General features: G+C 66.2%; 9 protein-coding genes. 3 read left to right on the top strand and 6 right to left on the bottom strand.

Features of this window, described 5'->3' with window-relative positions:
* Positions 1–66 precede the first annotated feature (66 nt).
* The 6 genes from IWX78_RS00450 to IWX78_RS00475 all read right to left on the bottom strand — a co-directional run bounded on the left by IWX78_RS00450 (position 67) and on the right by IWX78_RS00475 (position 8,121).
* The gene (locus IWX78_RS00450) at positions 67–1,365 is read right to left on the bottom strand and encodes an ABC transporter substrate-binding protein (protein WP_196831441.1); all 1,299 of its coding nucleotides are present in this window, start codon (positions 1,363–1,365) and stop codon (positions 67–69) included.
* Between the two features lie 96 nt (positions 1,366–1,461).
* Positions 1,462–2,469: a LacI family DNA-binding transcriptional regulator gene (locus IWX78_RS00455; RefSeq protein ID WP_196831442.1), complete on the bottom strand. Its 1,008-nt coding sequence runs from the start codon at positions 2,467–2,469 to the stop codon at positions 1,462–1,464.
* A 117-nt stretch (positions 2,470–2,586) separates the two neighbouring features.
* Positions 2,587–4,953, bottom strand: coding sequence for a glycosyl hydrolase family 95 catalytic domain-containing protein (locus tag IWX78_RS00460; protein ID WP_196831443.1), 2,367 nt, complete (start codon positions 4,951–4,953; stop codon positions 2,587–2,589).
* 2 nt (positions 4,954–4,955) lie between these two features.
* Positions 4,956–5,894 (bottom strand): carbohydrate ABC transporter permease, encoded by a 939-nt coding sequence (locus tag IWX78_RS00465; RefSeq protein ID WP_196831444.1) that lies wholly within the window; start codon positions 5,892–5,894, stop codon positions 4,956–4,958.
* Complete coding sequence (locus IWX78_RS00470; protein WP_196831445.1) at positions 5,891–6,823, bottom strand: carbohydrate ABC transporter permease; 933 nt, start codon at positions 6,821–6,823, stop codon at positions 5,891–5,893. Before IWX78_RS00470 ends, IWX78_RS00465 begins: the two co-directional genes overlap by 4 nt.
* A gap of 2 nt (positions 6,824–6,825) precedes the next feature.
* Positions 6,826–8,121 carry an ABC transporter substrate-binding protein gene (locus tag IWX78_RS00475; RefSeq protein ID WP_196831446.1) on the bottom strand — a complete coding sequence of 432 codons (1,296 nt, stop codon included), beginning with the start codon at positions 8,119–8,121 and terminating at the stop codon, positions 6,826–6,828.
* 399 nt (positions 8,122–8,520) lie between these two features.
* Here IWX78_RS00475 and IWX78_RS00480 point away from each other — a divergent pair, with 399 nt between their 5' ends.
* The 3 genes from IWX78_RS00480 to xylB all read left to right on the top strand — a co-directional run bounded on the left by IWX78_RS00480 (position 8,521) and on the right by xylB (position 12,403).
* Positions 8,521–9,477, top strand: coding sequence for an acetylxylan esterase (locus tag IWX78_RS00480; protein WP_334684468.1), 957 nt, complete (start codon positions 8,521–8,523; stop codon positions 9,475–9,477).
* Positions 9,478–9,665: 188 nt separating this feature from the next.
* Positions 9,666–10,856 (top strand): xylose isomerase, encoded by a 1,191-nt coding sequence (gene xylA / locus IWX78_RS00485; protein ID WP_196831448.1) that lies wholly within the window; start codon positions 9,666–9,668, stop codon positions 10,854–10,856.
* Between the two features lie 143 nt (positions 10,857–10,999).
* On the top strand, positions 11,000–12,403 hold the full coding sequence (gene xylB / locus IWX78_RS00490; RefSeq protein ID WP_196831449.1) for a xylulokinase: 1,404 nt from the start codon (positions 11,000–11,002) through the stop codon (positions 12,401–12,403).
* Positions 12,404–12,449: the final 46 nt, after the last annotated feature.

Raw genomic sequence — 12,449 nt, forward strand, 5'->3', positions numbered from 1 at the left:
GTGCCCCAGGCATCCGCCCAGCAGAGGGCGAGCGGATGCCTGGCGGCGGAAGCGCGACGGGTCGCGTTACTTGTTGGAGACCGTGAATCCGGCCTTGACCATGTCCTTGACGACGACGTCCTGGACGGCGATGAACGCGTCACGCCACGGAGTGCCGTCGGCGATGGCCTTGTTCAGCAGGTCGGTGAATGTGCTCTCGGCGACATTGACGTTCGGTCCCCAGGTGACGGGGATGGTGTCGGACGAGATCTCGGCGGCGAGCGTGTAGTAGTCGGCCTGCTGCGGCATGAGCGCTGGGGGTTCGCTCGACGTGGCATCTTCCTGCCCCGAGATCGCTGCCGGGTAGCCGTTCTGGACGGTCAGCACCAGGTTCGCCCCTTCTTCGCTGGCATTCAGCCAAGTCGCGAACTTCGCGGCTTCTTCGGGGTGATCGGAGTTCTTCGTCACGATGACACTCGATCCGCCCTGGTAGGCGACGGCCTTCTCACCGGCCTCCCACTGGGGCAGAGGAGCCATCGACCACTTGCCGATCGTGTCGGGGGCGACACCCTCGATCACGCCCGGGGACCAGAGCGCCGACGGCCAGGAGAGAACCTGTCCACTGTTCGCCTTGGCGTTCCACTCCGGAGTCAGCAGCGGGTCGGTGTTGACGAGGTCCTCAGCGACGAGCTTCTCGAAGAAGTCGGCGACGGCCAGTGATTCCTCGTCTGCGATGCCGACGGTCCAGGTGTCGTCCTCGATCGACCACCACTTCGAACCGGCCTGCGTGGCCGCTCCGGCGTAGAAGCCGAACTCGCCGGCGGGAAGCGACGCCAGGTAGGCGTTCGGGTCGGCGGCACGGACGGCCTTCGCGGCGTCGGCGAATTCCTGCCAGGTCGTTGGAACGGGGATGCCCCATTCGGCGAGCTTGTCCGAGCGGTAGAGGAACGACATCGGACCGACATCCTGCGGCATGCCGAAGATGTGGCCGTCGAAGGTGACCTGTTCCCAGGTACCTTCCGTGTAAGCATCCTTCGCGTCGGTGACGAGCTCGGTGATGTCCAGCGGCACGTCGGCAACGATGAGCGACGGCAGAGTCGTGTACTCGACGGCGGCGAGGTCGGGAGCGTTCCCGGCCCTGCTGGCCGTGAGGAGCTTGGCCGACGAGTCCTTGCCGCCACCGGCGTCCGTGTACTTGACCTGAATGTCGGGGTTCTCGTCGTTCCAGACGTCGACGAGTTCCTGGGTGTTCGGCGCCCACGACCAGAAGTCGAGGGTGACGTCGCCGCCGTCTGAGGAGCCGGTGGCTCCGGAGCATCCGCTGAGCAGCAGGGTGCTGACGCCGAGAGCGGCGACTCCGGCGAGGGGAATCCTTCGTTTCTTCATGAGTACTACTTCCTTGTAGGGGCAGGCGGACCTGCCGGGTGGATTTCGAAACGTTTCGATAGTTTGCGCGGAAAAAGGCGGAACGCGAGGGGGCGGTTACGTCCGGTTGGCCGTCGACCCGAGCTCGACGTACGACGGCTCGATGAGTTCGACGTGCGGATCGACGTCCCCTGCGAGCTGCGCCATGGTGAGCTCGATGGCCCTCGTGCATGAGAGATCCGCCGGGAGCGGGATGACATCGAGTGGGGGGTCGAAATGGGTGGTGTCGAAGCTCGAGCAGGCCGAGATGAGTGAGAGGTCGCCAGGTACGCTGACCCCTCTGGTCCGCAGGAGCTCGAGCAGGGCGACCTGCACGGATTCATTCGAGTTGAGCACGACTGCGGTCATGTCCGGCACGGACGCAGAGAGAGCGTCGAACGCATTCCTGACGCCGACGGCGTCTTCGTCCGACGGCACGAACCCCACGGTGACCCCCAGGCGTTCGGCCTCAGCAAGGAAACCGTCACGGAACCGGGCCGGAAAGTTCGAGCCTCGCTCGTACACGAGCGGAGCCTGACCGAGCAATCCGATGGCGGTATGCCCCTGGCCGGCCAGCCGACGAATGCTCATCGCACCTGCCTCCTCGAAATCGAGGTCGACGCAGGTGAGGCCGGTGGTGTCACGCGGGATGCCGACGACGGCGGCAGGAAGACCGAGCTCGCGGACGAGGTCTGTCCGCACATCGACGGTCGACACGTCGAGCAGGATGATGCCATCGACGAGCGAGCTGCGGGCGACCCGGCGGAGGCCGCTCGTCGCCTCGTCCTGGGTGAGCAGGAGAACGTCGTAGTCATACTTGCGTGCCGCGGTGACGATCGAGAGGACGAAGGTCATGTGCGCGGGAGCGTAGGTACCGGCGTGGAGCGGGGCGCTGAGAGCGAGAATGTTCGTACGCGTTCCCTTGAGCATCCTGGCGCCGGCGTTCGGCCGATAGTCGAGCTGGAGCACCGCGTCGTCGATGCGCCTTCGGGTGGATTCCGCGATGGAGCGTTTGCCACTAAGCGCGTATGAGACGGTGGAGATGGACACACCGGCGACGCGCGCGACGTCGTGGATGTTGGCCATGCTGGACTCCGTTGTCTAAACGTTTCGACTGGTACGGATCGAGCCTAGATCACCCGCAGCGGGTTGTGCAAGTTTATTTGTGGTGACCATAGACAAATCGAAAGGATGTCGATCGGCTCAGCCGACCTCGGCGAATCTCGCGCCGTCCCAGGCGAGTGTCGTCGGAGCGCTGGCGCTGACCTGCAGCCTGATGTCTCTGCCCTGATACGAGACGGTGTGCGCCCCTTCCGCGGCAGCCGAACGGGCCAGCAGTGTCACGACGGTCAGGGCACCGGAGGACCAGGCGAGATCGACGACGATCCCGGGGCGCGCGATCAGACCCGTCGCCCGGCCGTCGGACAGACCGGCGGGAAGCGCATGAAGCAGCCGAATGCTCCCTCCGTGGCTCTGGACGAGCATCTCGCTCACCGCGGCCGTGAAGCCGAGGTTGCCGTCGATCTGAAACGGCGGATGGGCGGCGAAGAGGTTCGGGTACAGGCCTCCGGCGTGCCCGCCTGCGTCACGCGCCGGCCGAAACACCAGCCGCAGCAGATCGGAGACTTTGTCCGACTGGCCGAGCCTCGCACGCAGGCAGAGCTTCCAGGCCAGCGACCAGCCGGTGGAATCGTCGCCGCGGCGGTCGAGACTGTTCGAAGCCGCCTGATCCAGCTCGGGGCTCCCCATCCCCCTCCCTGGATAGAGCGGGTAAAGATGCGACACATGCCTGTGCTGCGGCTCGGTCTCTTCGGCGGCCCCACCCCATTCCTCGATGCGGCCCTCCGTCGTGGCACGTGGGCCTGCGATTCTGGGGCGCGCGGCGCGCACCTCTCCGACGATCGGGGCATCCGACCGTCCGAGCGCCTCGGAAAGCTCGCTGACCACCGCGAGGAGATCGCTGATCAGTGCGCGGTCGAGAGCCGACGCCGTCGCGAGCGATGCTGGCCCGTCCGGTGTGGAGAACCGGTTCTCTGGCGACGTCGATGGACGCGTGACGAGACCGCCGGACCCGTCTTCGACGAGCCAGTCGAGGGCGAAAGCGGCCGCGCCTGAGGCGATGTGCCAGAACCGGTCGAGCCAGTCACCGTCGGCCCCGCCGAACCGGCGGTGTTCGTCGAGCTGCAGCACGAGCCAGATCCCGCCCATCGGCCAGTGCGACCAGGACCCGTCTCCGGAGGTCGGTGCCGAGAACGCCCACGCATCGGTGTTGTGGTGCGCGACCCAGCCGCGGCATCCGTACAGCCGTCGCGCTGTCTCGGCGCCAGCCGCCGCGAGCGCCTCGGCAAGATCGAGCAGCGGCTCCTGGCACTCGGAAAGAGCAGCCGCCTCGGTCGCCCAGTAGTTCATCGGGGTGTTGATGTTGAGCGTGTAGTTCGACGACCAGGGCGGTCGCATGTCGTTGTTCCACAGGCCCTGGAGCGTCGCGGGCAGTCCACCGGGTCGTGACGACGAAATGAGCAGGTAGCGACCGTAGTCGAAGAGGAGGCTGACGAGTTCGGGATCCACCTGCCCATCGGCCGTCGCGCGCATCAGCCGGGCGTCCGGATCGGTCACAACGGGATCGGTCGACTCTCCCGCGCCGAAGCACAGGCTCACGCGGGCGAAGAGTTCGCTATGGGCCTCGACGTGACGCGCCATGACTTCGTCGATCGGTGCGGCGAGAACCGCGGAGACCCGGTCGGCCGACGAGGCGGAATCCGGCCGTTCTCCTCCGCTCACCCCCAGGCCGGGGTACGTGGTCTCGGTCGCGACAGCGAGAACGAGTTCGGTGACGTCGTCGATCACCACGACGTCGTCGAGGACACGCGCCCGGCCGTCGTGACGCCAGCCGGCGACGAGGGTGCCGTGCAAGGGAACGACCCCGGGGAGATCCCAGATCAGAGCAGGTTCATCGGGCTCGTGTCCCGGCGCGACATCCGCGGGCAGGTCGAGAAGCACGGATGCTCCGCTCTCGGTCAGGTCCCTCGCCCGCTCGCGAAGAGGGCTGGAGACCCGAATCGACAGCCGCACCGGCGATGCAGAGCGCACGTGGTGGACGAGTGCGCCGTCCGGCGCACTGACGACGGTCTCCTGGTGCACGCCGTGCGATGCGATGCGATGCGTGGCGTCGCCGAGCGACAGCGACCTCGAGAACGGGGAGTGCGCTGCGGCCGCCGGCGTGACGTCCTCCGCCGGTGCATCTTCCACGGTCAGGGTGATGTCGGCGAACGGGAGGTAGGCCTGCGTGTACCGCGACTGGAGTGCGGTCAATGCCTGCTCGGCTTCTCTCGGACGCCCGGCCACGATGTGGGAGCGCGCCGCCGCGAGGCCGGCGGCCGCTTCGTCCGCACTCACCCGCCCCGTGCGATGCTCGCTAGCGGGGGACCCCGACCAGGCGGTCCCGTCGTTGAGATGCAGCGTCACGGCATCCGGGGCCGCCCTCACAATTGCGCCGAGCCGCCCGTTGCCGAGGGGCAGACCGTCGAGCCAACCGGTGCTTGCTCGCTGGTATCGAATGGACCTTGTCATACTCAGAACCGTACGCCGCCAGCCGCCAGACCCGAACGCCAGTACCGCTGCAGGGAGACGAACACGATCGCGATCGGAATGATCGACAGCATCGATCCGACCACCGTGAGGATCTGCAGTCCGGGAACGGTGATCGACGCCTGGTTCCAGCCGGTCAGTCCGACGGTGAGCGGCATCAGTTCCTGATCGGTGAGCACGAGCAGCGGCAGCATGTAGCTGTTCCAGCTGCCCAAGAACGCAAACAGCAGCACGGTGACCATGCCGGTCATCATCATCCGGATCGCGATCGAGCCGAAGATCCGGAATTCGCCGGCGCCGTCGATGCGGGCAGCTTCGACGATCTCGAGCGGCACAGCCGATTGGGCGTAGATGTAACAGAGCAGCACTCCGAACGGATACACGAGTGCCGGGAGCAGGAGGCCGGCGTAGGTGTTGTTCAGCCCCATCTCGACGAGCAGTACGTAGGTCGGCTGTGCGAGCACCGTTCCGGGAACGAGGAGGCTTCCGAGAACGGCACCGAGCAGGATCTTTCGACCCCTGAACCGATAGATGGCCAGCGCGTAGCCGGTCAGAGCGGAGACGATCGTCGTGAGAATGGATCCGAAGACCGAGTAGATGACCGAGTTGAGGGTCCACCGCCAATAGATGCCGCCGTCATACGAGCTGAGCGCGGCGATGTTGTCGAAAAGGGTGAAGTCGTCCGAGAACCAGAGCCCGAAGGTCGAGAAGAGGTCGGATGTCGACTTCGTCGACGCGATGAGCAGCCAATAGACGGGCAGGAGGAAGTAGACCGCGGCGACGACCATGCCGATGGTGACGGCGATCTGCCAACCGCGACTGACGTGACCGTCGAACGGGGTATTTCCAGATCGCTTACGGGCGGGAGCCTTCTGCTGGTCGACGAGAACGGGACTGGCAGCGACGAGTTCGGTTGCGGTCATGCCTGATTCACTCCTTTGCGGCGCGTGGTGAGCTTCATGATGACGACCGACAGGATGAAGGTGGCGAGACCGAGGAGGATCGCCATCGCGGAGGCGAGCTGAGGGTCATTCGCCGTCGTCGACGCTGCATAGATGGCCATGTTGGGTGTGTAGTCGCTCGAGATGTTCGAGGTGATCGTCTTGAGCACAGCGGGCTCGTTGAAGAGCTGGAGCGTCCCGATGATCGAGGAGAGGGTGGTGAGCAGCACGGCTGGCCAGATCATCGGGATCTTGATGGACATTGCGATCCGCAGTTCGCCGGCGCCGTCGAGCTTCGCTGCCTCGTACATGTCACGCGGCACCGACTGCAGCGCCGAGAACAGGATGATCATGTTGATGCCGACGTAAGACCAGATGCTGACGTTCGCGATCGACCACAGCACTGCGCCGGGCGAGAGGAAGTCGGCGGGGATGCCGATCGAACGCAAGCCGGCGACGAGCGGGCTCACCGACGGCTGGTAGAGGAATCCCCACAGCAGCGCGGCGATGACTCCCGGAACCGCATACGGCAGAAAGACAGCGAGCTGGAAGAACCGCTTGCCCTTCACCAGAGCGGAGTCGAACAGCAGGGCGAGGACGGCCGAGATGATGATCATCACGGGAACCTGAACAACACCGTAGAGAAGCACACGGCCGAATCCGGCGAGAAACTCCGCATCCTGCAGAGCCTTCGCATATTGCTCGAACCAGACGAAGACCGTTTCGTTCGCCGAGCCGAACCCCAGGCCCGATGACGTCTCACGAAAGAGACTGTTACCGATCGCCACGAAGATCGGGGCGATGAGGAACCACACGAACAGCACCGCGAACGGCAGGACGAACAGATAAGGCGCGAGCCGCAGCCCCGCGCCGGCACGCCGGCGCGGGGCTGCGATCGTGGTGGAGCTCATGGTCAGCTCCCGGCCTTCACGTTCAGGCCCTTGTCCTTGAGGGCGGCGATCGTCGCCTCCTGCACCTCGTCGAGAACCTGCACGAAGGTCTTCTCCCCCACCGCGACCTTGGCGAAGCCGTCGGTGATCCCGGCGGACGCCGTCGAGAAGGCCGGCCCGTCGACCCAGGTGTTCGGGGTGTTCTTCGCAGCCTCGATGAAGACCTCGTTGATGACCTGTCCGCCGAAGAACTCCTGCTCGCTCGTCAGTTCAGGCGAGTCGAGGCCGGTGAGTGTCGAGGGGAACAGCCCGCCGACCGAGATGAGCCGGTCCTGAGTCTCGTCTGCGGAGTTGATCCACGCGGCGAACTCTGCCGCGGCCTCGGGGTTCTTGGCACCCTTGAGGACGACGTTGGCCGCTCCGCCGGACTCACCGGCGAATGACTCGCCCGCATTGGTCGGGAGCGGTGCCACCTTCCAGAGACCAGAGGTGTCTGCGGCGTTCTCTGCCAGCTGAACCGGGAACCATGCTGCGTATGAGACCGTGGCAAGCGTGCCCGCGTTGACCTGTGCCCAGTACTCGGGAGTCCACATCTGGGTCACCGCGACCAGGTCCTCGTCGAGCAGCTGCTGCCAGCGTTCCGCCACGAGTTTGTTCTCGTCGCTGTTGACGCTCACGGTCCAGGTGTCGCCGTCGATGCCGAACCAGCTTCCCTCGGCCTGCCACACCTCCTGCATCCACTGGCCGATCTCGCTGGGCGAGAAGCCGGCGATGTAGACGTTGGGGTCAGCCGCTCGGATGGCACGTGCCGCCTCGAGGTATTCGTCCCAGGTGGTGGGGATGGCGATGTCGTACTTCGCAAAGATGTCTTCGCGGTACATCATTCCGGCCGGGCCGATGCCCTGCGGGATGCCGTAGACCGCATCTCCGAAGGAGACGGACGCCCAGGAACTTTCGGTGAACCGCTCTTCGATGTCGCCGGTGAACTCCGAGATGTCCTGCACCCGGTCCGCGATCACGTACTCCGGCAGGTCGTGCGTGCTCAGCTGGACGACGTCCGGCCCTGCGCCCGCGTCGACCGCTGCCTTCACCTTCTCGCCGTCGTCGCCGGTCATCCGGTGGAAATCGACCTCGATGTCCGGGTTCTTCTCGTTCCACTCATCGACGAGGTCCTCGAAGCCGGGAACCCAGCCCCAGACGTTCAGCTTCGTCGGTTCCGAGCTGTCGGGGGTACCGGCGGCAGAGCAGCCGGTGAGGGCGATTCCTGATGCGGTCAGCATCGCGAGAACCGCGACGAGACCCTTTCGTGTGCGTGCCATCGTTGGCATCCTTTCGTCGCGCCACATCGGTGGCGGCTGGTGTGACAGCGAGGTGACCTGCCTGGCAGGGGCGTCGTTGTTTGGGGAGTGAGGGTGGGCGTTAGTGTGTCGCCTGCTATCGAGGCCGCAACCCAGCGGGCGGCGGAAGAGGGCGATACCTCGGATGTCTCAGGAAGACGGGGAGGCGGGGTTGCCGCGTGATTGCTTCATTTGACATCCTTGTCTAAACGTTTCGATAGGTGATTTCAAGGAGCCTAAAACACGAAACATCGGAGCACAAGTCTTTTTGTGGAACGTTTGGACAAATGTGGCCTGCGCCGCGTCCTGCTCGGATATCTCGCTAGTGTGGTCACAGATTTCCCGCCGTCCCCGAGCGAAAGCGCCACCATGTACGTCGATATGCCCGAACCCCAGCTCGCCGAGTACCGCAGCAGCCAGGTCGATCCTCACGATTTCGATGCGTTCTGGGACGAGAGCATCGCGGCCGCGCGCGCCCAGGCATCCGATGTTCGCATCGAGCCCGTCGACGCGGGCCTCACCACTGTCGACGTGTTCGATGTGACGTTCTCGGGCTGGGATGGCCAGCCGGTCAGGGCGTGGCTGCGGATTCCGAAGGGCGCCACAGAACCGCTCCCCGCCGTTGTGCAGTTCATCGGCTACGGCGGCGGACGAGGACACCACCTCGAGAACCTGCTGTGGGCGTCGTCAGGGTTTGTGAGCTTCCAGATGGATACCCGCGGACAGGGCAGCGGCTGGTCGCGGGGAGACACACCCGACCCCGTCGGCTCGGCGCCGCAGGGTCCGGGCGTGATGACCAAGGGCATCGAGAGCCGCGAGACCTACTACTACCGTCGCGTTTTCACCGATGCCGTCCGCGCGATCGACACCGTGCGCGACCTGCCGATGGTCGACCCTGCCCGGGTGTCGGTGTTCGGCCAGAGCCAGGGTGGCGGCATCGCTCTCGCCGTCGCCGGGCTTGTGCCCGACCTCGCCGCGGTCGCGCCGTGCGTACCGTTCCTCTGCGACTTTCCGCGGGCGACCGTCATCACCGATGCCTACCCGTACAAGGAGATCCGCGATTTCCTTGCGGTCCATCGCGACAAGGTGGATTCCGTGGCATCCGTCCTGCCGTACTTCGACGGCGTGAACTTCGCGCGCCGCGCACAGGCGCCCGCGCACTTCTCGGCGAGCCAGATGGATGCCACCTGCCCGCCGTCGACCATCTTCGGCGCGTACAACGTCTACGGCGGCGAGAAGTCCGTGACGCTGTGGCAGTACAACGGACACGAAGGCGGCGGGATCCTCGACGAGCAGCGGGCGATCGCGTTTTTCCGCGAGGTCGACGCGCGCCGCTGATCCGACACCCACGTGTACGTCCACAAATTCAGGAGATCCTGCCGACACGCCGGTCAGGACGGCGCCTCACACGGCGTGTCGCAACTATTTCCTGAATTTGTCGTCCGAGGGGGTGGCCGACCCGCCCCTCGTGTAATATGTTTTAAGAACCAACAAATCACCAACGACGCTGAATCGGAGCACGACCCATGTCATTGACCCCCACCCGCGAAGACAAGTTCTCGTTCGGGCTCTGGACCATCGGGTACAACGGAGCAGACCCCTTCGGTGGCCCCACCCGCGCACCCCTCGACGTGGTCCACGGCGTCGAGAAGCTCTCGGAGCTCGGCGCGTACGGTCTCACCTTCCACGATGACGACCTCTTCGCCTTCGGATCGACGGATGCCGAACGCCAGACACAGATCGACCGCCTCAAGCAGGTCCTCGCCGACACCGGCGTCATCGTGCCGATGGTCACCACGAACCTGTTCAGCGCGCCTGTCTTCAAGGACGGTGGATTCACCTCCAACGACCGCACCGTGCGCCGGTTCGCCCTCCGCAAGGTCCTCCGCAACATCGACCTCGCCGCCGAACTCGGCGCGAAGACGTTCGTCATGTGGGGCGGTCGTGAGGGTGCAGAGTACGACGCGGCCAAAGACATCCGCCAGGCCCTCGAACGCTACCGTGAAGCCGTCAACCTGCTCGGCGACTACGTCACGGACAAGGGCTACGACATCCGCTTCGCGATCGAGCCGAAGCCCAACGAGCCGCGCGGCGACATCCTGCTGCCGACCGTCGGTCACGCCATGGCCTTCATCGAGACCCTCGAGCGCCCCGAACTCGTCGGTGTGAACCCCGAGGTCGGGCACGAGCAGATGGCTGGACTCAACTTCACCGCGGGCATCGCCCAGGCGCTGTACCAGGGCAAGCTGTTCCACATCGACCTCAACGGCCAGCGCGGCATCAAGTACGACCAGGACCTCGTCTTCGGTCACGGCGACCTGCAGAACGCGTTCTCGCTCGTCGACCTGCTCGAAAACGGCGGCCCGAACGGCGGGCCCGCATACGACGGCCCCCGCCACTTCGACTACAAGCCGAGCCGCACCGAAGACGAGACCGGCGTCTGGGAGTCCGCAGCGGCGAACATGCGCACCTACCTCCTGCTCAAGGAGCGGGCCGCGGCGTTCCGTGCCGACCCCGAGGTGCAGGAAGCCCTCGCCGCCTCGCGCGTCGACGAGCTCAGCACTCCGACGCTCAGCGCAGGCGAGAGCTACGACGACTTCCTCGCCGACCGCTCCGCTTACGAGGACTTCGACGCAGACGCGTACTTCAACGGCAAGGGCTTCGGCTTCGTCCGCCTGCAGCAGCTCGCGCTCGAGCACCTGCTCAACGCACGCTGATTCACGGGTGTCGCGGCAGGTTACGTCTCGTAGCCTGCCGCGGCATCCGCCGGTCTCCATAAACCGGGCGCAGGCCCTGACGGGCTGGCGAGCACCATCCGTCAGGGCCTGCGTTCTTTACTGATCTCTCCCCGAAAGGCCTCATGACTCTCGTCGCCGGCGTCGACTCATCGACCCAGAGTTGCAAGATCGTCGTCACGGATGCCGACACCGGCGCGATCGTGAGGCAGGGCCGCGCGTCGCATCCGGCTGGCACCGAGGTGGCTCCGTCCGCCTGGTGGGGTGCCCTCACCGCAGCGACCGCCGAGGCCGGCGGGCTCGACGACGTCGCGGCGATCTCCGTCGGTGGCCAGCAGCACGGCATGGTCGTGCTCGACGCTGACGGTCGCGTCATCCGCGATGCCCTGCTCTGGAATGACACCCGCAGCGCGCAGGCCGCCAGAGATCTCATCGCCGAGGTCGGAGCGGACGAGTACGCCAACCGTATCGGCGTGGTTCCCGTCGCCTCGTTCACGGCATCCAAACTCCGCTGGCTGCGCGACGCCGAACCCGAGAACGCCGCTCGGGTCGCGGCCGTCGCACTCCCCCACGACTGGCTGACCTGGCGTCTGCGCGGCTTCGGCCCCGCAGACGAATCCGAACTCGGTCCCGTGCTCGAGGAGCTGACGACCGACCGGTCGGACGCGTCAGGCACCGCGTACTGGTCCGCCGTCACCGGCGAGTACGACCTCGAGCTCTTCGAGCGCGCCCTCGGGCACGAGGCGGTTCTCCCCCGCGTTCTCGGCCCGGGCGAACAGGCCGGCGTCACCACAGCAGGCACGCTGGTCGGGCCAGGCGCCGGCGACAACGCGGGCGCCGCCCTCGGGCTCGGCGCTGCTGCAGGCGACGTCGTCCTCTCCATCGGAACGAGCGGCACCGTCTTCGCCGTCACCGAAACGCCCGCGACGGATGCCACGGGTACTGTCGCCGGATTCGCCGACGCCTCCGGGTTGTTCCTCCCCCTCATCGCCACGCTCAACGCCGCGCGGATCCTCGACTCGATCGCCGCCCTGCTCGGCGTCGGCCACGACGAGCTCGGCTCACTCGCACTCGCCGCAGAGCCGGGCGCAGGCGGACTCGTTCTGCAGCCGTACTTCGAGGGTGAACGCACACCGAACCTCCCGGACGCCACCGCGTCCCTCTTCGGAATGACGCTCGGCTCGACCACGCGTGAGAACCTCGCCCGCGCTGCGATCGAAGGCCTGCTCTGCGGGCTCGCCGACGGACTCGAGGCTGTTCGCGCACAGGGTGTCGAGGCACGTCGCATCCTCATCGTGGGCGGCGCGGCGCAGAACCCGGCCGTCCAGCAGATCGCCGCCCAGGTGTTCGACGTTCCCGTCGTCATCCCCACCCCGGGTGAATACGTCGCCGCTGGCGCCGCGGCGCAGGCTGCCTGGGTCCTCACCGGCGAGCGCCCGGACTGGCCGCTGTCGATCGTCGCCGAGCCGGCCATCGACTTCCGCCCGATCATCCGAGAGCAGTACCGCGCGCACCGCGCCTCGGCCTGACCGCTCGTCTCTGGCACCGGGAGTGCAGCAGCGGCTCTTCCGCGAG

The organism is Mycetocola sp. CAN_C7 (assembly GCF_015752285.1).
Lineage (GTDB): Bacteria > Actinomycetota > Actinomycetes > Actinomycetales > Microbacteriaceae > Mycetocola_A.